The sequence below is a fragment of the Streptomyces sp. YPW6 genome, assembly GCF_018866325.1.
Lineage (GTDB): Bacteria > Actinomycetota > Actinomycetes > Streptomycetales > Streptomycetaceae > Streptomyces.
The window spans coordinates 6,127,793-6,150,762 of the sequence record NZ_CP076457.1 but is presented as its reverse complement, the minus strand read 5'-3'; the positions used below and the strand labels follow the sequence as shown (position 1 = coordinate 6,150,762).

Here is a 22,970-nt window from a genome sequence, read left to right as displayed (position 1 = left end):
ACGAGTGGGGTCAGTCGGCGGGGGCGACGGCCGAGCGTACGGCGAGGGCGCGGCGGAGGTCGTCGAGCTGGTCGACGAGCTTGCGGCGCAGGGCCGGGATGAGGTCCGGGTCGTCCAGAGCGCGCAGGCCGGTGCTGAGGCTCATGGGGTCGGCGGCGTACACCGGGAAGGCGTGTCGTCCAGCGGCCTCGGCGATGGCGGGGCCCCGGCGGGCGGCCAGCGCGATGGCGTCCGGGTAGAAGCGGGGCACGTAGGCGTCGGTCAGTTCTTCCTGGCCGGGCTGCCAGAAGCCCTGGGCGGTGGCGGTGAAGAGGTAGTTGGACAGGGTGTCGTCGGTGAACAGGGCGTCCCAGGCGGCGGCCTTGGCCTCGGGGGTGGGCAGCGCGGCGCGGCAGCGGGCGGCTCCTTCGCGGCCGCTGGCGCTCGGGTCCGCCGCCAGCTCGGCGGCGATGGCGGCCTCGTCGGTGGCGCCGAGGACGGCGAGGCGGGTGAGGATGCGCCAGCGCAGTTCGGGGTCGAGCTCGGGGCCGCCGTGGACGGTGCCTTCGTCGAGCCAGCTGCGGAGCGTGTCCGGCTGGGTGGCGGCGTCGATGAAGTGGCGTACGGCGATGAGCCGGAGACCGGGCTGTGAGCCGTCCTCGGTGCGGCGGATGAGGTCGCGGCAGAGGTCGGTGAGGGTGGCGCGGGCGGCGGCCAGGTCCTCGGGGACGGTGTAGCGGTCGACGACCTGGCCGGCGGCGAAGGACAGGACGCCCTGGGCGAGGGCGAGGTCCGTCTCGTACGGGAGGTGGGTGCGGGCGGCGGCGAGGTAGGCGGCCGGGGGGAGTTCGGCGTCGCGGACCATGTCGCGGGCGGTGTTCCACAGGACGGCGCGGGTGAGGGCGTCGGGGATGCCGGAGAGGCCGGCCAGGGCGGTGTCCCAGGAGGCGGTGTCCAGGCGGATCTTGGCGTAGGTGAGGTCGCCGTCGTTGAGGACGACGAGGGCGGGGCGGCGGCCGGGGCGGATCACGGGTGTTCCGTCGCCGGGTACGTCGGTCTCGAAGCGGTCGCGCAGGGCGAGGTGGCCGGGGCCCGCCTGGGTGTTCAGGGCGTGGTCGTAGGCGCCGACGGTGATGCGGTGGGGGCGGGAGCCGTCGCGGGTGACGGTGAGGGCCCAGGACTGGCCGTTGCCGTTCGCCGGGGGCCCGGCCGGGTCGGTGGGGGCGGGGGTGCCGATCTCGGCGGTGAGGGTGTCGATGCCGGTGGTGCGCAGCCACTGTTCGGCCCAGGCGTGGACGTCGCGGTCGGTGGCGGAGGCCAGGTTGTCGATGAAGTCGGCGAGGGTGGCGTTGGCGAACCGGTGGCGGGCGAAGTGGGTGTTGATGCCGGCCAGGAAGTCCTTCTCGCCGAGCCAGGCGACGAGTTGGCGCAGCGCGGAGGCGCCCTTGGCGTAGCTGATACCGTCGAAGTTGAGGAGGGCGGAGGCGGTGTCGGGGACGGCGTCGGGGTCGGGCGCGACGGGGTGGGTGGAGGGGCGCTGGTCGGCGTCGTAGCCCCAGCCCTTGCGGGCGACGCCGAAGTCGACCCAGGTGTCGGGGAACAGGGCCTCCCCCGCGCGGGCGGAGTTGAGGGCTCGGGGAAGCGTGGCTTCGGTGAGGGTCTGGTAGCCCATGTACTCGGCGAAGGACTCGTTCAGCCAGATGTCGTCCCACCAGGTCAGGGTGACGAGGTCGCCGAACCACATGTGGGCCATCTCGTGGGCGATGACCATGGCGCGGGTCTGGCGCTCGGTGTCGGTGACGGCGGAGCGGTAGACGAACTCGTCGCGGAAGGTGACGAGTCCGGGGTTCTCCATGGCGCCGGCGTTGAACTCGGGGACGAAGGCCTGGTCGTAGGAGTCGAAGGGGTAGGGCTCGTCGAACTTCTCGTGGTAGCGGTCGTAGCAGGCGCGGGTGATGTCGAGAATCTCGTCGGCGTCGGCGTCCAGGTACGGGGCGAGGGAGCGGCGGCAGTGGATGCCGAAGGGCAGTCCGGCGTGCTCGGTGGTGATCGAGTGCCAGGGTCCGGCGGCGACCGCGACGAGGTAGGTGGAGATGAGGGGGGTGGGGGCGATGGTCCAGTGCCCCTGCCCGGTGTGTTCGGCGACGCCGTTGCCGAGGACGGTCCAGCCCGTGGGGGCGGTGACGTCGATGGCGAAGACGGACTTGAGGTCGGGCTGGTCGAAGGCGGCGAAGACGCGCTGGACGTCCTCCATGAACAGCTGGGTGTAGAGGTAGGTCTCGCCGTCGGTGGGGTCGGTGAAGCGGTGCATGCCCTCGCCGGTGCGGGAGTAGTGCATGGCGGCGTCGACGCGCAGTTCGTGGGGGCCGGCGGTGAGTCCGGTGAGGGGGTAGCGGTTGCCGTCGAGGAGGGCGGGGTCCAGGGGCTGTCCGTCGAGGCTGATCGAGCGCAGGGTGGCGGGCTTGACCTCGACGAAGGTGTCTCCGGCCGCGCGGGCGGTGAACCGGATGGCGGTGGCGGAGTCGAAGGTCTCCTCGCCGGTGGTGAGGTCGAGGGCGATCGTGTACCGCTCCACGTCGATGATCTGGGCTCGGGTCTGCGCTTCGTCGCGCGTCAGTACGGACATGGCCCCATGCTGCCGTACGGGGAACGGCGGGCGCAGCGGGGTTCTCCCTGGGCGGACGGGCGGGCGGGCGGCGGTCGTCGTGCCGGGCGGACACCCGCCCGGGGGCTGTTGCCGCTTACCATCGTGTCGGCGCGGCACACCGAGTTCCGAGGACGTCCTCATGACGCTCACGCCTGCGCCCGAACCTGTCGTTCCGAGACCCGGTTGCGAGGTCCGGCCCACCGCGATCGGTCCCGGAGCACCGGAGTCCCCGCACGGGCCCGAGGCCGGGCCCGGCCCTGACCCCGGTCCGGGGTGCGGTCCAGGTCCCGGTCCCGGTCCTGATGCTGCTGCCTGTCGCGATGCCAGTCCCTGTCGCGATGTCGGCCCCTGTCGCGATGTCGGCCCCTGGCGCGATGCCGGTCCGGGCCGCGGCGCCCGTACCGGTTCCGATGCCGGCCCCGGTCCCGACGCCGGTCCCCTGCTGCCGCGGGCCGTCTGCGAGGCGGCGCTGACCGCGCTGCTGCTGTTCCTGATCGTGACGGCGGTGCGGTGGCTCGTCGGGCCGGACCCGGGGGCGGCGGCCGCCCGTCCGGCGGTACTGGGCGGGGTCGTCGGGACCCTGCTCGCCCTGTTCATGATGTCCCCGCCCGGCCGCTGCTCGGGCGGCCATCTGAACCCGGCCGTCACGCTGGCGCTGTGGCGGCTCGGGGTCTTCCCCGGCCGTGAGGTCGTGCCGTACGCCGTGGCGCAGTCGGCCGGATCGGTGGTCGGGGTGTGGTGCGCGGGGCTGGTGTGGGGGCAGGTCACCGGGCGCCCGCCGGTCCGCCACGCCTCGGTGCGGGCCGATCCGGCGTGGGGGGACGCGGCGGTCCTGGCGGCCGAGGCGGGGGTCCTGGCCGGGTCGACGCTGATGCTCGCCGTGCTGCTCGGGTCGCCGGGCGGGCGCCGGGTGCTGCCGTACGCGGTGGGGCTGACGACGGCGGTGGTCATCGGGGTGCTCGGCCCGCTGAGCGGCGGATCGGCCAACCCGGCGCGGCAGTTCGGCCCGGCGCTGCTGGCCGGGGAGACCGGTCGGCTGTGGGTGTACGTGCTCGGACCGGCCCTGGGTGCGGTGCTCGGGGCGTGGCTCGCGGGGCGGGCGGGACTGCGACGGCCGCCCCGGTAGCCGCTCAGGCGTTGCGGGCCCGGTCGTTCTCCGTCTGGCCGTTCTCCGCCTCCTCGGCGATGCGCTCGTGGTGGCGGATCACCTCGGCGATGATGAAGTTCAGGAGCTTCTCGGCGAACGCCGGGTCGAGGTTGGCGCTCTGTGCCAGTTCCCTGAGCCGGGCGATCTGGCGGGTCTCGCGGGCGGGGTCGGCGGGCGGCAGCTTGTGGTCGGCCTTGAGGCGGCCGACCTGCTGGGTGGCCTTGAAGCGTTCGGCCAGCATGTGGACGACGGCGGCGTCGATGTTGTCGATGCTCTCGCGCAGCCGGTTCAGCTCGGCCCGGACGGTCGCGTCGATCTCGCTCGTACTCATGGTCAGCGAGCTTAGACGTCCGCTCTCACGGCCCGATCGTCGGCGGGTCGTGGGGGTCGGGCACCTGGTCGCTCCAGCCGCCGGGCACACTGCGGCCCTGCTGTTCGCGGAAGCGGACGGGGGCGGTGCCGACCCGGCGGGCGAAGATCCGGGAGAAGTAGGCGGGGTCGTCGTAGCCGACGCGGCGGGCCACGGCGGCGACCGGGAGGTCGGTGGTGGCGAGGAGTTCCTTGGCCCGGCCGAGGCGGATGCCGAGCAGGTAGTCCTTGGGGCTGCATCCGGCGCCGCGCCGCACCGCGGTGCGCAGTTCGGCGGGGGTCATGCCGTGCCGGGAGGCGTGCTGGGCGACGGTGAGCGGCTGGTAGGCGTCGCGGGCGAGGGCCTGGAGCACCGGGTCGCCGTCCGGGCCGAGGTCGGCGCGGGCGCGGCGCAGGGAGACGAGGAGTTCGTGGACGGCCGCTCCGGTCTCGACCTCCAGGAGGGGGTTGCCGCGCCGGGCGGCGCGCACGATGCGCCCGACGGCGGCGCGCGGGGCGGCGGTGTCGGCGAGGGGGACGAGGGGGCGGTCGGGTTCGATGCAGCCGAGTTCGGTGTACGTGGCGGTGGCGGGGCCGGTGAAGTCGACGAAGCTCTCGTCCCAGCCGGTGTGGGGGTCGGCGCCGTAGTGGTGGGGGGTGCCGGGGGTCAGCCAGATGAGGCTGGGGCCGGTGACGGGGGTGCGGCGGCCGTCGGGGCCCTTGAACCAGCCGGTGCCGGAGTTGACGATCACGGCGACGTGGTGGTCGAGGGTGCGGGGTCCGACGGTGGGCAGCGCGCCGTGCTGGAGGCCGACGCCGAGGCAGACGAGGCCCAGGCGGTGGTGGAGGGGGCTCGGGGTGAAGAAGCGCATCCAGGTGTGGTACATCGCGGTCTTCCCCTCCCACACGGGCCTTCGCTGCCGGACCGGGCCGGTCCTTCGCGTCCGGTCGGCGGCCGGCTGCGTCCAATCAACAGCGATCTTTGTCCATGGACCCGGTGCGCGCCAGGGGTGACAGTGGTCGGACCCATCGCCCCGGGGCCGCCGGGTGCGGCCGAGCACAGGAGCGTAACGGCACCATGACCGACTTCACCGTGGGCGACGACGGCTTCCGGTTCGACGGGGAGCCCGTACGGCTGCTGTCGGGCGCCCTGCACTACTTCCGGGTGCACGAGGAGCAGTGGGAGCACCGGCTCGCGATGCTCGCCGCGATGGGTCTGAACTGTGTCGAGACGTACGTGCCGTGGAATCTGCACGAGCCCCGGGAGGGCGAGGTCCGGGACGTGGGGGCGCTCGGCCGGTTCCTGGACGCGGTGGAACGGGCGGGGCTGTGGGCGATCGTGCGGCCGGGTCCGTACATCTGCGCCGAGTGGGAGAACGGTGGTCTCCCGGTGTGGGTGACGGGCCGGTTCGGGCGGCGGGTGCGCACCCGGGACGCGGCGTACCGGGCGGTGGTGGAGCGGTGGTTCCGGGTGCTGTTGCCGCAGGTGGTGCAGCGGCAGGTGGCGCGGGGCGGCCCGGTGATCCTCGTCCAGGCGGAGAACGAGTACGGGAGTTTCGGCAGCGACGCGGTGTATCTGGAGTGGCTGGCGGGGCTGTTGCGGGAGTGCGGGGTGACGGTCCCGTTGTTCACGTCGGACGGCCCGGAGGACCACATGCTGACCGGGGGTTCGGTACCCGGGCTGCTCGCGACGGCGAACTTCGGTTCGAGGGCGCGGGAGGGCTTCGCCGTGCTGCGCCGGCACCAGCCGAAGGGGCCGCTGATGTGTATGGAGTTCTGGTGCGGCTGGTTCGGGCACTGGGGGGCCGAACCGGTGCTGCGCGACGCGGAGCAGGCGGCGGGGGCGCTACGGGAGATCCTGGAGTGCGGGGCGTCGGTGAACCTCTACATGGCGCACGGCGGGACGAACTTCGCGGGCTGGGCGGGGGCGAACCGGGGCGGTCCCCTTCAGGACGGGGAGTTCCAGCCGACGGTGACGTCGTACGACTATGACGCGCCGGTCGACGAGTACGGGCGGGCCACGGAGAAGTTCCACCTGTTCCGGGAGGTTCTTCAGGGGTACGCGGCGGGGCCGTTGCCCGAGCTGCCGCCGGAGCCGGTGGGGCTGGCCGGGCCGGTGCGGGCGGAGTTGACCGGGTGGGCGGGGCTCGGGGACGTCCTGGAGGTGCTGGGCGGTCCTGAGGCGGATTCGGGGGTGCCGCCGACGCTCGAGGAGCTGGGTGTGGACCGGGGTCTGGTGCGTTACCGGGTGTCGGTGCCGGGGCCGCGCCAGGCGTATCCGCTGGGCGCCTCGGGGCTGCGGGACCGGGCGGTGGTGTCCGTGGACGGGGTGCGGGCCGGGGTGCTGACCGAGGAGTGCGGCACGCTGCCGGGGCCGGTGGCGGGGCCGGCGGAGGTGGAGCTGTGGGTGGAGTCCCTGGGCCGGGTCAACTACGGGCCGCGGCTCGGTGAGCCGAAGGGGGTCACGGGCGGGGTGCTGCACGAGCGGCAGTATCTGCACGGGGTACGGGCCCGGGGGCTGCGGCTGGACGCCTTCGAGGAGCCGGGCGCGGTGGGCGCGGTCCCGTTCGGTTCGGTGGAGACCGCCGCTGGGGCGGGCGACGCGGGGCGGACGGGGCTGTTCCGGGGGGAGTTCCCGGTGGAGGGCGCGGCGGGTGTCGGGCACGCGGGGCTGGAACTGCCGGGCTGGACGCGCGGGTTCGTCTGGGTGAACGGCTTCTGTCTGGGCCGGTACTGGTCGGCGGGCCCGCAGCGGACCCTGTACGTGCCGGGCCCCGTGCTCCGCGAGGGGGCGAACGAGGTGTGGGTGCTGGAGCTGGAGGACGCGGGCGAGCCGTGGGTGGAGCTGGGTCCGGGGGCGCCCGTTCGCGCGGGCTCCCCCGGGGTGGGTCAGCGGTGATCAGCGGACTGACGGCGGACGATCGGGTGGATCGGGTCCGAGCGGTGGCTCAGGGCCGCACGGCCTCGGGTCCGAGCGGTGGCTCAGGGCCGCACGGCCTCGGGTCCGAGCGATGGCTCGGGTCCGGGCCGGTAGGTCGCTCCGCCTCCGGCACGGAAGCCACATCAGTCATGCGTTCGACGAGAGCGCGCCGATGAGGTGCCGGGTGACCGCTGGCACGAGGTGCAGCTTTCGGCCACGATCATCCGGCGGCTTTCCGGCCCCTCTCCCCCGCCCGGCATACAGTGGAGATCCGTCGACCGTCGCGGATGGGGGATTCCGGCGTGACGAACAGTTCTCCGGGCGCACCCGTCGTCCATGGCTTTCCCCATCTGGACACGGTCCGCTCCGCCGTCACCGCGCTCTACCGGCGGCTCTCGGCGGACGGCGTGCGCGCCTACGCCACCAGCCTCGCGCCCGTCGACGCCGCGTTCGGGGACGAGGACGATCTGCATCTGGGAGCCCAGCGGGTGGCGCGCTCCCTGGTCCAGCACCTGCGCCTCCCCGACGCCCGGATGATCGTCGGCTTCCGGGCGATGGAGCACGCGGCGAGTGTGGAACTGACGGCGGGGCCCGAGTACTTCATCGAGCTCAACGACCGCTTCCGCACCCACCGCAGGGACATCGGGGCGGCGCTCGCGCACGAGGTCACCCATGTGCTGCTGCACCGGCTCGGTCTGGAGTTCCCCGGGACGCGCGCCAACGAGATCCTGACCGACACGACGACGGCGTACCTGGGCACGGGCTGGCTGCTGCTCGACGCGTTCCGGGAGGACGCGACCTCCCGGCAGAAGCTCGGCTACCTGACCCCGGAGGAGTTCGGATACGTCCTGGCCAAACGGGCGTTCGCCTTCGACGAGGACCCCTCCCCGTGGTTCACCAGCCCGCAGGCGTACACCGCGTACACCGAGGGGCGCCGGCGGGCCCTGGAGGATCTGCGGCGGCCGCCGCTGACCGCCGCCGGCTGGGCGGGCCGCCGTCGCTACGCCAAGGACCGGCGGTATGCCCGGGACCACCCCGGCACCGCCCCGGACCCGAGCGTCGCGTACGCCTTCGAGACCGGTGCCGGAGGGCTGCGCGTCTCCTTCCCCTGCCCCACCTGCCACCAGCGCATCCGGCTGCCCGTCCGGGGCCGGGTGAGCGCGCGCTGCGGGCTGTGCCGTACCCGCCTGGAGTGCGACACCTGACCTCGGGCGTTGTCCGTGACTCCTCGTAGGGTCGGAGGATGACGAACGAGCCGATCAGGGACGAACCAAGCCTGTTCGACGCGCTGCACGAGGACGAGAACGCGCTCGTTCGGGTCCTGCGCGCGGGTGCGCGGGCCGAGGCGAGCGACGCGGAGGGCACGACCGCGCTCTACACGGCAGCGGTCCAGGACCGCCCCGGGATGGTGCGGCTGCTGCTCGCTGCCGGGGCCGACCCCGACCGGGCGAGCGGGCCCGAGGCCGGTGACCTGCCGCTGTGCGGGGCGGCGTGCGGCGGGCACACCGAGGTGGTGGAGGCGCTGCTGTCCGCCGGGGCCCGGCCGGATCTGCGCGAGGACTTCGGCTTCACCGCGCTGCGCTGGGCGGTCGGGCTGGGGCACGCCGCGACGGTCGAGGCGCTGCTCGCCGGGGGCGCGGACCCGCTGCTGCCGGGCCCGCGGGGCGAGGCGATGCTGGTGCTGGCGGCGCAGCGCGGCTCGGCGCGTACGGTGCGGGCGTTGCTCGCGCACGGCGCGGCGGCGCAGGGACAGGAGTCCGTGGTCGCGGCGGCCCTGGCACAGGCCCGGCACATCGCCGGACTCGACGCGGAGCGGGAGCTGCTGCGGCGGCTTGAGGAGATGTACGGCACCGGGCTGGAGACGGCGGTGCTCCGCGAGCGGCGGGACGGCGAGGAGACCGTGGCGGTGGAACTGCTCCGGGACGGGGTGCCGTCGGCGGGGGTGGACCAGCACACGGGGCACGCGGAGATCGTGGACCTGCTGGAGGGTCGGGCGTCCTGAGCCGTGGGCCCGCCGGGCCTGATCCCGCCGCGCCCTCGCGGCTCACCGCCTGTGCTGCCACGCCTCCCGCGTCAGCCCGTATTCCACCTCGCCGTGTTCGGAGCCCTCGATGGGCTCCGGCCAGTCCTCGGTGTAGGCCCGCAGAAGGCTCAGCCCCGCTTTCTCCATCACGCGCCGGGACCCCGTGTTGACCGCCATGGTGTTGGCGGTGACCCGCCGGACCCCGAGGTCGGTGAACGCCTTGTCGATCAGGGCGCGTGCGCCTTCGGTGGCGTACCCGCGGCCCCACGCGGCCCGGGCCAGCCGGTAGCCGAGCTCGGCCGCGGCGGGGTCGCGGTCGTCCAGGGGCCGGAGTTCGAACCAGCCGAGGAACTCCCCCGTGTCCTTCTTCCGCGCGATCCAGTAGCCACGGGTTCCGGTGCACGGGTGGTCGTGGAGGAGCCTCGGCAGGGTCCGGTCCCGGATGTCCTCGGCGCTGGTGGGCCGGCCGCCGTTGATGTACCGCATGACGGCGGGGTCGTTGTCGAGGGCGAGCAGGTCGGGGGCGTCGGCGGCCGTGGCCGGGAGAAGGGCGAGCCGGCCGGTCTCCAGGAAGATGCGCATGGGGCGATCCTCACCACGCGCGACCGGGCCGCGCCACCGGATATCCGTGGCCGGGCTCCGGGCACCGCAGGCCCCCGAAGTCCGGTTGCGCGGCATCCTCCGAGCTCCGGTACGCCCCGGAGGGCTCCGCCGCGCGGTGCAGGGCTGCGGTACGCGGCGGAGGACCGCGTACGCGACAGGCCGAGGGGCGCGCCGTGCGCCACGGACCTCAGGGCGCCCCGTAGACCCGCCCCGGCTCCTCCGCGTGCGCCAGCAGCCGGCGCACCGTTTCGCCCGCCTCGGCCGGGGACCTGCGCGCGCCCCGGTCGTCGGTGGGGCCGGGGCGCCAGCCTTCCATGACGGTGATGCGGCCCGCCTCGGCCTCGAAGACGCGGCCCGTCACGCCGTCGCTCGCGGCGGAGCCGAGCCAGACGACGAGGGGCGAGACGTTGGCGGGGGCCATGGCGTCGAACTCCCCCTCCTCCGGGGCCGCCATCGCCTCGGCGAAGGTCTGCTCGGTCATCCGGGTCCGGGCGGCGGGTGCGAGGGCGTTGACCTGGACCCCGTACCGGCCCAGCTCGGCCGCCGCGACCAGGGTCAGGGCGATGATTCCGGCCTTGGCGGCCGCGTAGTTGCCCTGGCCGACACTGCCGAGGAGTCCGGCGCCGGAGCTGGTGGCGATCACCCGGGCGACCGGTGTGCGGCCCGCCTTCGCCTCGGCGCGCCAGTGCGCGGCGGCGTGTTTGAGGGGCAGGAAGTGGCCCCTGAGGTGGACCCGTACCACCGCGTCCCAGTCGTCCTCGTCCAGGTTGACCAGCATCCGGTCGCGCAGGAATCCCGCGTTGTTGACCAGGGTGTCGAGGCGGCCGAAGGCGTCCAGGGCGGTGTCGACCAGGGAGGCCGCGCCCTCGGCGGTGGCGATGTCGCCGCCGTGGACGACGGCTTCGCCGCCGGCCGCCACGATGTCCTCGACGACCGCGTGGGCAGGGCCTGGCGCCTCGTCTTTCGGTGTTCCGCCCCCGTCCGGCCCGACGCCCAGGTCGTTGACGACGACCCGGGCCCCTTCGGCGGCGAAGGCCAGGGCGTGGGCGCGGCCGAGACCGCGCCCGGCGCCGGTCACGGCGACGACCCGGCCCGCGCAGAGTCCGGCGCGGTGTGCGGTGGGTCCGGTCATCTCATCTCCCCGGTCAGTGGGCCTGGTTGGCGGGCGGGGCACCTGCTACCGTCAACCTAACAAACGTTTGGTGGAAAGGTAGCTGATCCTCCGATGACTGTCTCCACCTCCTCACCCTCCGGGACCGACGGCGTCCGCGTCGTCACCGTCGACCATCCGCCCGTCAACGCGCTGCCCGTACAGGGCTGGTACGACCTGGCCGACGCCGTACGGGCGGCGGGCCGCGACCCGGAGGTGCGCTGCGTCGTCCTGGCCGCCGAGGGGCGCGGCTTCAACGCGGGCGTGGACATCAAGGAGTTGCAGCGCGATCCGGGGCACGCGTCCCTGATCGGCGCCAACCACGGGTGTGCGGAGGCGTTCGCCGCGGTGTACGCGTGCGAGGTGCCGGTCGTCGCGGCGGTGCGGGGGTTCTGCCTGGGCGGCGGGATCGGGCTCGTCGGGAACGCCGACGCGATCGTGGCGGGCGAGGACGCGGTCTTCGGCCTGCCGGAGCTGGACCGGGGCGCGCTGGGCGCGGCGACGCACCTCGCCCGGCTGGTCCCGCAGCATCTGATGCGCACGCTGTACTACACCTCGCGGACCGTCACCGCCGCGGAACTGCACGCTCACGGCTCGGTCTGGCAGGTGGTGCCGTCCGACCGGCTCGACACCGCTGCACTGGCGCTGGCGGCGGAGATCGCCGCCAAGGACGGCCGTCTGCTGCGGCTGGCCAAGGCCGCGATCAACGGCATCGACCCCGTCGACGTACGGCGCAGCTACCGCTTCGAGCAGGGGTTCACCTTCGAGGCGAACCTCTCCGGGACCGCGGCCCGGGTCCGCGGCACCTTCGGCAAGGAGGCCTGAGCCGTGACCACCGCCCCGCCCCCGCGCGACAAGACGATGACACCCGAGGAGGCCGTCGGCCGGCTGAGCAGCGGGATGACGATCGGGATCGGCGGCTGGGGGTCGCGCCGCAAGCCGATGGCCCTGGTCCGGGCGCTGCTCCGGTCGTCGGTCGGCGATCTCACGGTGATCTCCTGCGGCGGCCCGGACATCGGCCTGCTCGCCGCGGCGGGGCGCATCCGCCGCCTGGTCACGCCGTTCGTGACGCTCGACTCGATCCCGCTGGAGCCGCACTACCGGGCGGCCCGGCAGCGCGGGGCGTTCGCACTGACGGAGATCGACGAGGCGATGTTCCTGTGGGGGCTGCACGCGGCGGCGAACCGGCTGCCGTTCCTGCCGGTGCGGGCGGGGCTGGGCTCGGACGTGATGCGGGTCAACCCTCAGCTGCGGACGGTGACGTCGCCGTACGAGGACGGGGAGGAGTTCGTCGCGATGCCCGCCCTGCGGATGGACGCGGCGCTGGTCCACCTCAACCGGGCGGACCGGCGCGGCAACGGCCGGTACCTGGGGCCCGACCCGTACTTCGACGACCTGTTCTGCGAGGCGGCGGACGCGGCGTACGTCTCCTGCGAACGTCTGGTGGAGACGCGGGAGCTGACCGAGGGCGCGGGGGCGCTGCCGACCCTCCTGGTGCAACGGCACTCCGTCACGGGGGTCGTGGAGACGCCCGGCGGGGCGCACTTCACCTCCTGCGTCCCCGACCACCCCCGCGACGAGCCGTTCCAGAAGGCGTACGCGGCCGCGGCGGCGGACCCCGCGGCCTGGGCGGACTTCGCCGCGCGCTTCCTGCCGCCGGACGGTGACGAGAAGAGCTACCGGGAAGCCGTCCGCGTCTGGCACGAGGAGCAGGGATGAGCGCGTCCGCCGTGGAGAACGTCACCCGTGCCGAGTACTGCGTGATCGCCTGCGCGGAAGCCTGGCGGGGCGACGGGGAGATCCTGGCCAGTCCGATGGGCGCGGTGCCGTCGGCCGGGGCCCGGCTGGCCCGGCTGACCTTCGCCCCCGATCTGCTCCTCACCGACGGCGAGGCGACGCTCGTCGGCCCGGACGGCGAGCCGGAGGGCTGGCTCCCCTACCGCAGGCATCTGACCCTGGTCACGGGCGGACGGCGGCACGTGATGATGGGCGCGAGCCAGATCGACCGCTTCGGCAACCAGAACATCTCCTGCATCGGCGACTGGGAGCAGCCGGCGCGCCAGCTCCTCGGGGTACGCGGCGCCCCCGTCAACACCCTGAACAACCCGGTGAGTTACTGGATCCCCCGGCACTCCGCCCGGGTCTTCGTCGAGCGGGTCGACATGATCTGCGGGGTCGGGCACGACAGCGCGCGGGCGGCGGGCCCGTCGGCCACCCGGTTCCACCGCATCCCCCGGGTGGTGAGCGATCTCGGGGTCTTCGACTTCGCGACGCCGGACCGTTCGATGCGGCTGGCCTCCCTCCACCCGGGCGTCACGGTCGACCGGGTCCGCGAGGCGACGGGCTTCGCGCTCACGGTCCCCGCCGACGTCCCGTACACCCGCGCCCCCTCCCCCGCCGAACTGGCCCTGATCCGCGAGGTCATCGACCCGGACCGCACCCGGGACCGGGAGGTGCGGGCCTGATGCGCACCGCCCTGACCGGCCTCGTCGGTGTCCGGCACCCGATCGTGCAGACCGGGATGGGCTGGGTGGCGGGCCCTCGCCTGGTCACCGCGACCGCGCGGGCCGGGGCGCTCGGCATCCTGGCCTCCGCGACCATGACGCCGGAGCAACTGCGTTCCGCCGTACGGGAGGTGAGGTCCCGGACCGACGCGCCCTTCGGGGTGAACCTGCGGGCCGACGCGGGGGACGCCCGGGAGCGGGTGCGGATCATCGTCGAGGAGGGCGTCCGGGTGGCGTCGTTCGCCCTCGCCCCGTCGAGGGAGCTGATCGCCGAGCTGAAGGACGCGGGCGTGGTCGTCGTCCCGTCGGTGGGGGCCCGGCGGCACGCGGAGAAGGTCGCGGCCTGGGGTGCGGACGCGGTGATCGTGCAGGGCGCCGAGGGCGGCGGCCACACGGGCGAGGTCGCCACCACGGTCCTGCTGCCGCAGGTCGTGGACGTGGTGGACATCCCGGTGGTCGCGGCGGGCGGCTTCCACGACGGCCGGGGGCTGGTGGCAGCGCTGGCGTACGGGGCGGCGGGGGTCGCGATGGGGACCCGGTTCCTGCTGACCTCGGACTCGACGGTCCCGGACGCGGTGAAGGCCCGCTATCTGGCGGCGACCGCGAAGGACATCACGCTGACACGGGCGGTGGACGGGCTCCCGCACCGGATGCTCCGTACGGAGATGGTGGCGGAGCTGGAGGGCGGTGGGGGCCGGCTGCGAGCCCTGTACGGGGCGGTGCGCCGGGCGTCCCGCCTCCGGCGGCTGTCCGGCCTGAGCCGGCTGGGCATGGCCCGGGACGGGCTGGCGATGCGGCACGGCAAGGAGCTGAGCTGGAGCCAGGTACTGCTGGCGGCGAACACGCCGATGCTGCTGAGGGCGGCGATGGTGGAGGGCCGGACGGACCTGGGGATCATGGCCTCGGGCCAGGTGGCAGCCCTGATCGAGGACCTGCCGAGCGTGGCGGGGCTGGTGGAGCGGGTGATGGCGGACGCGGAGACGGCCCTCGCGGCCCTGGGCGCCCCGTCAGGCCCGTCCGGCGACTGAGGACGCTCTGCCCGAGGCCGAGGGCCGGGCCGCCCCGTCAAGCCCGTCCGGCGATCGAGGACACCCGCGCCTCAGACCGGGCCGGGCCGCCCCATCGAGCCTGTCCGGCGATCGAGGACAGCTCGCGCCTCGGGCCGGGCCGCCCCATCCAGCCCGTCCGGCGATCGAGGACAGAACCCCTCCCGGGGTGTTCGGGGCTCTGCACCGGAGCCCGGTCCTCCCTCGCCGGACGGCTTGACGTGCCGCGCCTACGCGGCCCGGCGACGCCGCGAAGGGGCACCGGACCGTGCAGGGGCACCGGACCGTGCCGCACCGCCCTGCGCGCCGGCGCCGGAGCCGGCACCGCCGCCGCCCGATCCGCGCCGTCCCCGGCCCCGGCTCCCGGAGCGCACCGCTCCGCCGCCGGAGCCCGACCGGGTCCGCTGCTTCGGCGGGGTCGGCTGCGGCACCTCGATCACGACCGCGACGCCCGACGGCTCACGGGCACCCGTGATCCGGGACAGCTCCTCGTCGCCGGAGGTGACCTGTGTGGTGCGCGGTGCGATGCCCGCGTCCCGCATCAGCCGGGTCATCTCACGCTTCTCGGCGGGCAGCACCAGCGTGACGACGCTGCCGGACTCCCCGGCGCGCGCCGTGCGCCCCCCGCGGTGCAGGTAGTCCTTGTGGTCGGTCGGCGGGTCCACGTTGACGACCAGGTCGAGGTCGTCGACGTGGATGCCGCGGGCCGCGACGTTCGTCGCGACCAGTGCGGTGACCTGGCCGTTCTTGAACTGGTCCAGCGTCCGGTTGCGCTGCGGCTGGGAGCGCCCGCCGTGCAGGGCGGCCGCCCGGACACCGCTGGCGAGCAGCCGCTTGGCGAAGCGGTCGGCGGCGCGCTTGGTGTCGACGAACATGATCACCCGGCCGTCACGGGCGGCGATCTTCGTGGCGACGGCCTTCTTGTCGGTCTCGTCCAGGACGTGGAGCACGTGGTGCTCCATCGTGGTGACCGCACCGGCGGACGGGTCGACGGAGTGCACGACCGGGTCGGTGAGGAACATCCTCACGAGCCGGTCGATGTTCTTGTCGAGGGTCGCGGAGAACAGCATGCGCTGCCCGTCCGCCTCGACCTGCTTGAGCAGGGCGACGACCTGCGGCATGAAGCCCATGTCGGCCATCTGGTCGGCCTCGTCGAGGACGGTGATGGCGACCTGGTCCAGGCGGCAGTCGCCGCGCTCGATGAGGTCCTTGAGCCGGCCCGGGGTGGCGACGAGCACTTCGGCGCCGCGCCGCAGGGTGGCGGACTGCCGGGTGATCGACATGCCGCCGACGACGGTGGCGAGCCGCAGGTTCACGGCGGTCGCGTACGGGGTCAGCGCGTCGGTGACCTGCTGGGCCAGCTCACGGGTGGGGACGAGGACCATGGCGAGCGGGGCGCGCGGCTCGCTGCGGCGGCCGGCGGTGCGGGCCAGCAGCGCCAGGCCGAAGGCGAGCGTCTTGCCGGAGCCGGTGCGGCCCCGGCCGAGGATGTCGCGGCCGGCCAGCGAGTTCGGCAGGGTCGCACCCTGGATCGGGAACGGCTCGGTGACGCCCTGCGCGGCGAGGGTCTTCAGCAGCGCGGCGGGCATGTCGAGGTCGGCGAAGGCCTCGACGGACGGCAGCGCGGGGGTCACGGTCTCCGGCAGAGTGAACTCGGCGGGGGGTGCGACGGCGGGCTTGCGGCGGGCTGCGGGCTTGGAGCCGCCCTGGGGCCGGGAGCGGGGTGCGGCGCCCCGGCCGTTCGAGGGCGCCTGGGAGCCGGCGCCCTGGCCGCGGCCCCGGCCACGGGCCGGTCGCGAGCGGGGGGTGCGGTCCTGGCGTTCGGAGCGTTCGGAGCTGGTCATGCGGAATTGCCCTCCTGGGGGATTCCTGGGCAACTGCCGAATGGGGTGCTGCGATGTGCCGGCCCGGCCGTTCCCAGTGCGCCCCCAGGACGTGCGCACGGAACGGCTTGTCTGCTCGGACAGCACAAACCGGGGCCCGCACCGTGACGGTGCGGGCCCCGGTCAGCGAGGTACGCGCGCGGCGATCAGGCCGGGGTGATGTTCTCGGCCTGCGGGCCCTTCTGGCCCTGCGTGACGTCGAAGGAGACCTTCTGGCCCTCCTGCAGCTCACGGAAGCCGGAGGCGTTGATGTTGGAGTAGTGGGCGAAGACGTCGGCGCCGCCGCCGTCCTGCTCGATGAAGCCGAAGCCCTTTTCCGAGTTGAACCACTTCACGGTGCCGGTGGCCATGTCATTCTCCTAAAACAGGTGCAGTGCCGGAAATCCGCACTGTACGGATCCCAAGTCGCCGCATTGAGCCCCATCCGGAGAAAGCCGGAAACAATAAAGCGCCTGACGAAGCATTCCCGTCAGGCGCGCATAATGTTTATGGGTACCAAAACTGCAACGGGAAACACCTTAGCACGTCCTCCCCCGCTGTGGTGGATCATGACACGCCGGAGCGGGACGGCACCGGCGCTCAGAGCCGCTCGACGATGGTGACGTTGGCCTGTCCGCCGCCCTCGCACATGGTCTGGAGCCCGTAACGGCCGCCGGTGCGTTCCAGTTCGTGGAGCAGGGTCGTCATGAGCCGTGCCCCGGTGGCGCCGAGCGGGTGGCCCAGGGCGATGGCTCCGCCGTTGACGTTGACCCGCCCGGGGTCCGCGCCGGTCTCCCGGAGCCAGGCGAGGACGACCGGGGCGAACGCCTCGTTGATCTCGACGAGGTCGACGGCGTCGAGGGTGAGGCCGGACTTCTTCAGGGCGTACGCGGTGGCGGGGATCGGGGCCGAGAGCATCCGGATGGGGTCCTCGCCCCGGACGGACAGGTGGTGGATGCGGGCCCGGGGCGTGAGGCCGTGGTCGGCGACGGCGCGCTCCGATGCGATGAGCAGGGCGGCGGCCCCGTCGGAGACCTGGGAGGAGCAGGCGGCGGTGATGGTGCCGCCCTCGACGACGGGGGACAGCCGGGCCATCTGCTCCAGGGTGGTGCTGCGGCGCGGCCCCTCGTCGGCGGTGACGTTCCCGTACGCGACGGTCTCGCGGGCGAAGCGGCCCTCGTCCAGGGCGCGGACGGCCCGCCGGTGGGAGGTGAGGGCGAACTCCTCCATCTCCCGGCGGCTGATGCCCCACTTCTCGGCGATGAGCTGGGCGCCGTGGAACTGGTTGACGGGGGCGTCGCCGTAGCGGGCGCGCCAGCCTTCGCTGCCCGCGTACGGCCCCTGGGTGAGGCCGAGGGGTTCGGCGGCCTGCCGGGAGGCGAAGGCGATGGGGATCTGGGTCATGTTCTGGGTGCCGCCGGCGACGACGAGGTCCTGGGTGCCGGAGAGGACGGCCTGGGCGGCGAAGTGGACCGCCTGCTGGGAGGAGCCGCACTGGCGGTCGACGGTGACGCCGGGAACCTCCTCGGGCAGTCCGGCGGCGAGCCATGCCGTACGGGCGATGTCGCCGGCCTGCGGTCCTACGGTGTCGAGGCAGCCGAGGACGACGTCCTCGACGGCGGCCGGGTCGACGCCCGCGCGGCGGATCAGCTCCTTGAGGACGTGGGCGCCGAGGTCGGCGGGGTGGACGGCCCCGAGGCCCCCTCCGCGCCGGCCGACGGGGGTGCGGACGGCTTCGACGATGTAGGCCTCGCTCATGGCTGCTGCTCCTCACGCGGGCGAAGGGGGCACGTGTACCGGACGGGTCCCAGGGCCTGTCGTCTCACTGCCGCCCTCCGGGCGACGGCGGCAGTGAGACGACAGGCCCTAGGTACGCGGGGCGATCCCGTCCAGCACCATCGAGAGGTACTGGCGGGCGATCTCCTCGGGGCTGTGGTGTCCGCCGGGCCGGTACCAGGAGGCGGCGACCCAGACGGTGTCGCGGACGAAGCGGTAGGTGAGGCGGACGTCGAGGTCGCCCCGGAAGACCCCCTCGGCCACACCGCGCTCCAGGGTGCCGAGCCACGCCTTCTCGAACCTGGTCTGCGAGTCGGCGAGGTAGGCGAAGCGGGGCTGGGTGGCGAGGTGCCTGGACTCCTTCTGGTAGATCGCCACGGCGGGGCGGTGCCGGTCGATCTCCCGGAAGGACTCGGTGACCAGCGCCTCGATGGTCTCGCGGGGGCCGAGGCCGGCCGCCAGGACCTGGTCGTAGCCCTGCCAGAGCTCGTCGAGGAAGGTGGAGAGGATCTCGTCGATCATCGATTCCTTGGAATCGAAGTGGTAGTAGAGGCTGCCCGCGAGCATCCCGGCCTCGTCGGCGATGCGGCGCACGGTGGTGGCGTTGTATCCCTGGGCGGCGAAGACCTCGGCGGCGGTGGCGAGCAGTTCCCGGCGTCGCTCCGGCGTGGGGGTCACCTGGGGCTTCTTCTTGGTAGGCACCCGGCCATTGTCCGCCCGCCGCCCGGGTGTTCACGCAGATGCCCATGCGGGTGCTCACGCACGCTGGCTGCTGACGGGGACGACCTCGCCGGTCATGTACGAGGAGTAGCCGCTGGCGAGGAAGACGATGACGTTGGCGACCTCCCAGGGTTCGGCGTACCGGCCGAAGGCCTCCTTCTCGGTGAGTTCGGCGAGGAGTTCGGCGGAGGTGACCTTGGCGAGGTGGGGGTGCAGGGCGAGGCTGGGGGCGACGGCGTTGACGCGTACGCCGTAGTCGGCGGCCTCGACGGCGGCACAGCGGGTCAGGGCCATGACTCCGGCCTTGGCGGCGGCGTAGTGGGCCTGGCCGCGCTGGGCCCGCCAGCCGACCACGGAGGCGTTGTTGACGACGACCCCGCCCCGCCCGGCGGCCTTGAGGGAGCGGAGGGCGGCGCGGGTGCAGCGGAAGGTGCCGTTCAGGGTGACGTCGAGGATCTTCGTCCACTGGCCGTCGGTCATCTCGGTGAGTTCGGCGGTGCCGCCGAGTCCGGCGTTGTTGACGACGATGTCGAGGCCGCCGTGGGTGCGCTCGGTGTGTGCGAAGAGGGCGGCCACCTGGTCCTCGTCGGTGACGTCGCAGGCCAGGGCGGTGACGCGGTCGGGGCCGAAGGTGTCGGCGAGGGCACGGACGCTCTCCTTCAGCCGCCGGGCGTGGGCGTCGCTGACGACGACGCGGGCGCCCTCCTCCAGGAAGCGGCGGGCGGTGGCGCCGCCGATCCCGGCCCCGGCGGCGGCGGTGACGACGGCGGTGCGGCCGGCCAGCAGTCCGTGTCCCGGCAGGTACGGCGGTGCGCTCATCGGCCCATCCCCCTGGCTTCTCGTGACGCCTCGACGGTGCTGGGACCATAGGTTAACCTACCAAACACTTGTTAGGGAACAGCCTCACGGAAGGCGGACCCCCATGGATCTGGCGCAGACAGCCCGGACCGAGGCGCTGCGGACCGAGGCCAGGGCCTGGCTGCGGGAGCACGTACCGGCCCGGCCGCTGCCCTCCCTGGAGACCGGGGAGGGGTTCGCCGCGCACCGGGAGTGGGAGGCTCTGCTGCATTCCGGCCGCTGGTCGGCGGTCGCCTGGCCCGAGGAGTACGGGGGCCGGGGCGCGGATCTCTTCGGCTGGCTGGCGTTCGAGGAGGAGTACTGGGCGGCGGGCGCGCCGGGCCGGGTCTCGCAGAACGGGGTCAGCCTCCTCGCGCCGACCCTTCTGGCCCACGGCACGGCCGGGCAGCGGGCCCGGGTGCTGGGGCCGATGGCGAGCGGCGAGGTGGTCTGGGCACAGGCATGGTCGGAGCCGGAGGCCGGGTCGGACCTGGCGGCGCTGCGGTCGCGCGCGGTGCGGACGGAGGGCGGCTGGCTGCTGACGGGGCAGAAGACGTGGTCCTCACGGGCGGCGTTCGCGGACCGGGCGTTCGGGATCTTCCGTACGGACCCGGGGGCCGCGAAGCCGCACCAGGGGCTGACGTATCTGATGTTCGGGCTGCGGGACCCCGGGGTGACGGTCCGTCCGATCGGTCGGCTGGACGGGAAACCGGCCTTCGCCGAGATCTTCCTCGACGAGGTCTTCGTGCCGGACGAGGACGTCATCGGGGAGCCGGGGCAGGGCTGGCGCATCGCGATGGCGGCGACCGGCGACGAGCGGGGGCTCACCCTCCGCTCCCCCGGCCGCTTCCTGGCCGCGGCCGGCCGGCTGACGGAACTGTGGCGCCGGGCGGGCGACCCGGGGGACACGGCCCTGCGCGACCGGGTGGCGGACGCGGTGATCGGGGCGCGGGCCTATCAGCTGTTCACGGCCGCCTCCGCGTCGCGGTTCGCGGCGGGCGCGGCGCTCGGTCCGGAGTCCAGCCTGAACAAGGTGTTCTGGTCGCGTTACGACATCGCGCTGCACGAGACGGCACTCGACCTGCTGGGCCCGGACGCGGAGCGGGCAGACACCCCGTGGGCGGAGGGATACGTCTTCGCCCTCGCCGGGCCCATCTACGCCGGGACGAACGAGATCCAGCGCGACATCATCGCCGAGCGGCTGCTCGGCCTGCCGAAGGGACGGCGCTGATGCGTTTCCTGCTCACCGACGAGCAGCGGGAGTTCGGGCGCTCCCTGGACGCGCTGCTGACGGCGGCGGACACCCCGGCGGTGCTGCGGGCGTGGGCGGCCGGGGACCACGGTCCGGGGCGGGACCTGTGGGGGCGGCTCGGGGACGCGGGGGTGTTCGCGCTGGCGGTCCCGGGGGCGTACGGGGGTGTCGGGCCGCTGCCCGTGGAGACGGCCGTCGCCTGCGTCGAGCTGGGGCGGCACGCGGTGCCGGGACCGGTGGCGGAGACCCTGGCGGCCGGGGCGCTGCTGGCCGGGGCGGGCGGGACGGCGGCCGATGAGTGGCTGCCGGGGATCGCCTCGGGTACGGCGGTGGTGTCGCTGACCCTGGAGGGGTACGGGCCGTACGCCCCGGACGCGGACGCGGCGGACGCGGTGTTCACGGTGACCGGCGACGCCCTGCGGCTCGCCCCAGGCCCCGGGGAACCGTCGGCGTCGGCGGACCCGGCGCGCCGGCTGTTCCGGCCCGAGCCGGGCGGCGCCCCGGTCGCCAAGGGCCCGGCGGTACGGGCGGCGGCACGGGCGGCGGGCGACCGGGCCGCCTTCGCCACGGCGGCCCTGGCGCTGGGCTGCGGGGAGGAGCTGCTGCGGGCGACCGTGGCGTACGTGAAGCAGCGCACCCAGTTCGGCGTGCCCGTCGGCTCCTTCCAAGCGGTCAAGCACCGCCTCGCGGACACCCTGCTCGGCCTGGAGTTCGCCCGCCCGCTGCTGTACGGGGCGGCGGTTGAGCTGGCCTCGGAGTCCTCCCGGCCCGGGGCCGGGGCGGGATCGGCCAAGGGGTCGCCCGGGGCCGGGGCCGCGGTCGCGGCGGCGAAGGTGGCGGCGGGCGAGGCCGGGTACGCGGCGGCCCGTACCGCGCTGCAACTGCACGGCGCGATCGGCTACACCGAGGAGCTGGACCTGGCCTGGTGGCTGCGCCGGGCCCGGCCGCTGCGGGACGCCTGGGGGACGCCGTCCGCGTGCCGGGCCCGGGTGCTGGCGGGGTGAGGGCGGCCTGCGGCCGGGCACCCCGGCCGCAGGTGCCGTGGTCACTTCCGGCGCGCGGTGCGCAGCGGTTGCCCCGGCCGCCAGGACTGGATGACCAGGAAGTCGCCGTCGAGACCGGTCCGGACCACCTCGGTCAGCTCGGCCCGGAAGAGGTGGAAGGGCTCGGGCGGAGTGGCCTCCTCGATGAAGCGGGCGATCACCTCGGGGTCGGTGATCTCCACGGCCCGGCCGCTGACCCGGACGTCGCCGTCGTTCATCTCGGCGTCGGGGCCCGGGTTGGCGTGGAGCGCGAAGCGCGGGTCGCGGCGCAGGTCCAGGGCCTTGAGCGAGTCCGGCATCATGCCGAGCAGCATCTCGCCGAAGCGGAAGTCGGCCTCCAGGCCGGTGACCCGGGGCGAGCCGTCCTTCCGCAGGGTGGCGAGGACGTGGTGCTTGTAGAGGCGGAAGCGGCGTTGGACGGTGTCGGCGAAGTCGGGTTCGGCGGTGGCGAAACCGTCCCAGGAGACGGGTGAGGAAGGCGTCATGGACGCCATGGAACACCGGATACCCGACACCTGCTGTCGGTGTTCGCGCGCGACATGCAGACGCGTCCCGGCGAGCCGGACGCCACCGCCGCACCACCTCGACGCCTCAGGCGTGGTTCTCCGGAGCCCGCCGGGTGAGCCTCACCATCACCTCGTCGTACTCCTCGTCGACGCGGCGGCTCTCCTCCACGAAACCCATCCGCGCGTAGAAGCCGCGAGCCCCCGTGTTCTTCTCGTACACCTCAAGGGTCAATGAGCCGTGCAGCGCCGCCGCGTGCTCGACCAGGCGCCGCCCCACCCCGGTGCCCTGTGCCTCCGGGGCCACGAAGAGGCCGCCGATCTCGGCGTCCAGGAGTCCCAGCAGGGCCACCACCCGGCCGTCCGTCTCGACGACCCAGTTCTCGGCGTGGACGAGGTAGATCTCGCGCATCTTGCGGGCGCGCTCACCCCCGCCCTCGCCGGGGATGAAGGGGTGGGCCGGACCGCCGGCACGGGACCAGACGTCCATCGCCGCGTTCTCGTCCGCGGCGGCGTAGCGGCGGATCACGGTGCTTCCGGATACGTTGTCGAGCATGCCTGGACCGTATCCCGCGGTGAGGAGATCGGTGCCCGTTTTCCGGCCCGCCAA

Annotated in this window: 22 protein-coding genes; 10 read left to right on the top strand and 12 right to left on the bottom strand. The window is 74.1% G+C overall.

What is annotated here, in order from left to right; translation table 11 throughout:
* Positions 1-10: 10 nt before the first annotated feature.
* Positions 11-2,605, bottom strand: a complete 2,595-nt coding sequence (pepN, locus tag KME66_RS26950; protein WP_216326923.1) for an aminopeptidase N — start codon at positions 2,603-2,605, stop codon at positions 11-13.
* 526 nt (positions 2,606-3,131) lie between these two features.
* On the opposite strand from pepN, the gene KME66_RS26945 reads away from it, so the two are divergent.
* Positions 3,132-3,752: an MIP/aquaporin family protein gene (locus tag KME66_RS26945; protein ID WP_253208489.1), complete on the top strand. Its 621-nt coding sequence runs from the start codon at positions 3,132-3,134 to the stop codon at positions 3,750-3,752.
* Positions 3,753-3,756: 4 nt separating this feature from the next.
* Here the strand turns inward: KME66_RS26945 and KME66_RS26940 are convergent, their stop codons facing one another.
* Both KME66_RS26940 and KME66_RS26935 read right to left on the bottom strand, forming a co-directional pair.
* A complete protein-coding gene (locus KME66_RS26940; RefSeq protein ID WP_073217623.1) occupies positions 3,757-4,104 on the bottom strand; it encodes a chorismate mutase in 348 nt (115 codons plus the stop codon).
* 25 nt (positions 4,105-4,129) lie between these two features.
* Complete coding sequence (locus tag KME66_RS26935) at positions 4,130-5,008, bottom strand: AraC family transcriptional regulator (RefSeq protein ID WP_073218770.1); 879 nt, start codon at positions 5,006-5,008, stop codon at positions 4,130-4,132.
* Between the two features lie 191 nt (positions 5,009-5,199).
* Here KME66_RS26935 and KME66_RS26930 point away from each other — a divergent pair, with 191 nt between their 5' ends.
* The 3 genes from KME66_RS26930 (at position 5,200) to KME66_RS26920 (ending at position 9,043) form a co-directional block, all read left to right on the top strand.
* The gene (locus KME66_RS26930) at positions 5,200-7,020 is read left to right on the top strand and encodes a beta-galactosidase family protein (RefSeq protein WP_216326919.1); all 1,821 of its coding nucleotides are present in this window, start codon (positions 5,200-5,202) and stop codon (positions 7,018-7,020) included.
* A gap of 323 nt (positions 7,021-7,343) precedes the next feature.
* A complete protein-coding gene (locus KME66_RS26925) occupies positions 7,344-8,246 on the top strand; it encodes a hypothetical protein (RefSeq protein WP_253208488.1) in 903 nt (300 codons plus the stop codon).
* 38 nt (positions 8,247-8,284) lie between these two features.
* Entirely contained in the window at positions 8,285-9,043 is a 759-nt protein-coding gene (locus tag KME66_RS26920) for an ankyrin repeat domain-containing protein (protein WP_216326915.1), read from the top strand.
* Positions 9,044-9,085: 42 nt separating this feature from the next.
* Here KME66_RS26920 and KME66_RS26915 read toward each other — a convergent pair whose 3' ends face one another.
* Together KME66_RS26915 and KME66_RS26910 are read right to left on the bottom strand one after the other, a co-directional pair.
* Complete coding sequence (locus KME66_RS26915; protein ID WP_216326913.1) at positions 9,086-9,646, bottom strand: GNAT family N-acetyltransferase; 561 nt, start codon at positions 9,644-9,646, stop codon at positions 9,086-9,088.
* 208 nt (positions 9,647-9,854) lie between these two features.
* Positions 9,855-10,799 carry an SDR family oxidoreductase gene (locus tag KME66_RS26910; RefSeq protein WP_216326910.1) on the bottom strand — a complete coding sequence of 315 codons (945 nt, stop codon included), beginning with the start codon at positions 10,797-10,799 and terminating at the stop codon, positions 9,855-9,857.
* A 93-nt stretch (positions 10,800-10,892) separates the two neighbouring features.
* On the opposite strand from KME66_RS26910, the gene KME66_RS26905 reads away from it, so the two are divergent.
* From KME66_RS26905 to KME66_RS26890, 4 genes are read left to right on the top strand one after another with little or no spacing between them, the layout of a single operon-like run.
* Complete coding sequence (locus tag KME66_RS26905) at positions 10,893-11,642, top strand: enoyl-CoA hydratase family protein (protein ID WP_216326905.1); 750 nt, start codon at positions 10,893-10,895, stop codon at positions 11,640-11,642.
* 3 nt (positions 11,643-11,645) lie between these two features.
* Positions 11,646-12,536 (top strand): CoA transferase subunit A, encoded by an 891-nt coding sequence (locus tag KME66_RS26900; RefSeq protein WP_073217641.1) that lies wholly within the window; start codon positions 11,646-11,648, stop codon positions 12,534-12,536.
* The gene (locus tag KME66_RS26895) at positions 12,533-13,282 is read left to right on the top strand and encodes a CoA-transferase subunit beta (protein WP_216326900.1); all 750 of its coding nucleotides are present in this window, start codon (positions 12,533-12,535) and stop codon (positions 13,280-13,282) included. Before KME66_RS26900 ends, KME66_RS26895 begins: the two co-directional genes overlap by 4 nt.
* Positions 13,282-14,349: a nitronate monooxygenase family protein gene (locus tag KME66_RS26890; protein ID WP_216326897.1), complete on the top strand. Its 1,068-nt coding sequence runs from the start codon at positions 13,282-13,284 to the stop codon at positions 14,347-14,349. Before KME66_RS26895 ends, KME66_RS26890 begins: the two co-directional genes overlap by 1 nt.
* Positions 14,350-14,597: 248 nt before the next feature.
* On the opposite strand, the gene KME66_RS26885 is transcribed toward KME66_RS26890, so the two are convergent.
* The 5 genes from KME66_RS26885 to KME66_RS26865 all read right to left on the bottom strand — a co-directional run bounded on the left by KME66_RS26885 (position 14,598) and on the right by KME66_RS26865 (position 19,544).
* Entirely contained in the window at positions 14,598-16,211 is a 1,614-nt protein-coding gene (locus KME66_RS26885; protein ID WP_216326895.1) for a DEAD/DEAH box helicase, read from the bottom strand.
* A 185-nt stretch (positions 16,212-16,396) separates the two neighbouring features.
* Positions 16,397-16,600 (bottom strand): cold-shock protein, encoded by a 204-nt coding sequence (locus KME66_RS26880; protein WP_073217653.1) that lies wholly within the window; start codon positions 16,598-16,600, stop codon positions 16,397-16,399.
* 229 nt (positions 16,601-16,829) lie between these two features.
* On the bottom strand, positions 16,830-17,987 hold the full coding sequence (locus tag KME66_RS26875; protein ID WP_216326892.1) for an acetyl-CoA C-acetyltransferase: 1,158 nt from the start codon (positions 17,985-17,987) through the stop codon (positions 16,830-16,832).
* A gap of 108 nt (positions 17,988-18,095) precedes the next feature.
* Complete coding sequence (locus KME66_RS26870; protein WP_216326889.1) at positions 18,096-18,707, bottom strand: TetR/AcrR family transcriptional regulator; 612 nt, start codon at positions 18,705-18,707, stop codon at positions 18,096-18,098.
* A gap of 54 nt (positions 18,708-18,761) precedes the next feature.
* Complete coding sequence (locus KME66_RS26865; RefSeq protein ID WP_216326886.1) at positions 18,762-19,544, bottom strand: SDR family oxidoreductase; 783 nt, start codon at positions 19,542-19,544, stop codon at positions 18,762-18,764.
* A 103-nt stretch (positions 19,545-19,647) separates the two neighbouring features.
* Here KME66_RS26865 and KME66_RS26860 point away from each other — a divergent pair, with 103 nt between their 5' ends.
* Together KME66_RS26860 and KME66_RS26855 are read left to right on the top strand one after the other, a co-directional pair.
* A complete protein-coding gene (locus KME66_RS26860) occupies positions 19,648-20,793 on the top strand; it encodes an acyl-CoA dehydrogenase family protein (protein ID WP_216326883.1) in 1,146 nt (381 codons plus the stop codon).
* Positions 20,793-21,818, top strand: a complete 1,026-nt coding sequence (locus tag KME66_RS26855) for an acyl-CoA dehydrogenase family protein (RefSeq protein WP_216326880.1) — start codon at positions 20,793-20,795, stop codon at positions 21,816-21,818. Before KME66_RS26860 ends, KME66_RS26855 begins: the two co-directional genes overlap by 1 nt.
* Before the next feature lie 41 nt (positions 21,819-21,859).
* Here KME66_RS26855 and KME66_RS26850 read toward each other — a convergent pair whose 3' ends face one another.
* Together KME66_RS26850 and KME66_RS26845 are read right to left on the bottom strand one after the other, a co-directional pair.
* Entirely contained in the window at positions 21,860-22,351 is a 492-nt protein-coding gene (locus tag KME66_RS26850; RefSeq protein WP_216326875.1) for a pyridoxamine 5'-phosphate oxidase family protein, read from the bottom strand.
* Between the two features lie 97 nt (positions 22,352-22,448).
* Positions 22,449-22,916, bottom strand: coding sequence for a GNAT family N-acetyltransferase (locus KME66_RS26845; RefSeq protein ID WP_073217672.1), 468 nt, complete (start codon positions 22,914-22,916; stop codon positions 22,449-22,451).
* Between the last annotated feature and the right edge of the window lie 54 nt (positions 22,917-22,970).

What these genes read in the sequence shown, in the direction of transcription:
- pepN (WP_216326923.1), bottom strand. Translation starts at nt 2,605, where the DNA reads ATGTCCGTACTGACGCGCGACGAAGCGCAGACCCGAGCCCAGATCATC.
- KME66_RS26940 (WP_073217623.1), bottom strand. Translation starts at nt 4,104, where the DNA reads ATGAGTACGAGCGAGATCGACGCGACCGTCCGGGCCGAGCTGAACCGG.
- KME66_RS26935 (WP_073218770.1), bottom strand. Translation starts at nt 5,008, where the DNA reads ATGTACCACACCTGGATGCGCTTCTTCACCCCGAGCCCCCTCCACCAC.
- KME66_RS26930 (WP_216326919.1), top strand. Translation starts at nt 5,200, where the DNA reads ATGACCGACTTCACCGTGGGCGACGACGGCTTCCGGTTCGACGGGGAG.
- KME66_RS26920 (WP_216326915.1), top strand. Translation starts at nt 8,285, where the DNA reads ATGACGAACGAGCCGATCAGGGACGAACCAAGCCTGTTCGACGCGCTG.
- KME66_RS26915 (WP_216326913.1), bottom strand. Translation starts at nt 9,646, where the DNA reads ATGCGCATCTTCCTGGAGACCGGCCGGCTCGCCCTTCTCCCGGCCACG.
- KME66_RS26910 (WP_216326910.1), bottom strand. Translation starts at nt 10,799, where the DNA reads ATGACCGGACCCACCGCACACCGCGCCGGACTCTGCGCGGGCCGGGTC.
- KME66_RS26905 (WP_216326905.1), top strand. Translation starts at nt 10,893, where the DNA reads ATGACTGTCTCCACCTCCTCACCCTCCGGGACCGACGGCGTCCGCGTC.
- KME66_RS26895 (WP_216326900.1), top strand. Translation starts at nt 12,533, where the DNA reads ATGAGCGCGTCCGCCGTGGAGAACGTCACCCGTGCCGAGTACTGCGTG.
- KME66_RS26890 (WP_216326897.1), top strand. Translation starts at nt 13,282, where the DNA reads ATGCGCACCGCCCTGACCGGCCTCGTCGGTGTCCGGCACCCGATCGTG.
- KME66_RS26885 (WP_216326895.1), bottom strand. Translation starts at nt 16,211, where the DNA reads ATGACCAGCTCCGAACGCTCCGAACGCCAGGACCGCACCCCCCGCTCG.
- KME66_RS26880 (WP_073217653.1), bottom strand. Translation starts at nt 16,600, where the DNA reads ATGGCCACCGGCACCGTGAAGTGGTTCAACTCGGAAAAGGGCTTCGGC.
- KME66_RS26875 (WP_216326892.1), bottom strand. Translation starts at nt 17,987, where the DNA reads ATGAGCGAGGCCTACATCGTCGAAGCCGTCCGCACCCCCGTCGGCCGG.
- KME66_RS26865 (WP_216326886.1), bottom strand. Translation starts at nt 19,544, where the DNA reads ATGAGCGCACCGCCGTACCTGCCGGGACACGGACTGCTGGCCGGCCGC.
- KME66_RS26860 (WP_216326883.1), top strand. Translation starts at nt 19,648, where the DNA reads ATGGATCTGGCGCAGACAGCCCGGACCGAGGCGCTGCGGACCGAGGCC.
- KME66_RS26855 (WP_216326880.1), top strand. Translation starts at nt 20,793, where the DNA reads ATGCGTTTCCTGCTCACCGACGAGCAGCGGGAGTTCGGGCGCTCCCTG.
- KME66_RS26850 (WP_216326875.1), bottom strand. Translation starts at nt 22,351, where the DNA reads ATGGCGTCCATGACGCCTTCCTCACCCGTCTCCTGGGACGGTTTCGCC.
- KME66_RS26845 (WP_073217672.1), bottom strand. Translation starts at nt 22,916, where the DNA reads ATGCTCGACAACGTATCCGGAAGCACCGTGATCCGCCGCTACGCCGCC.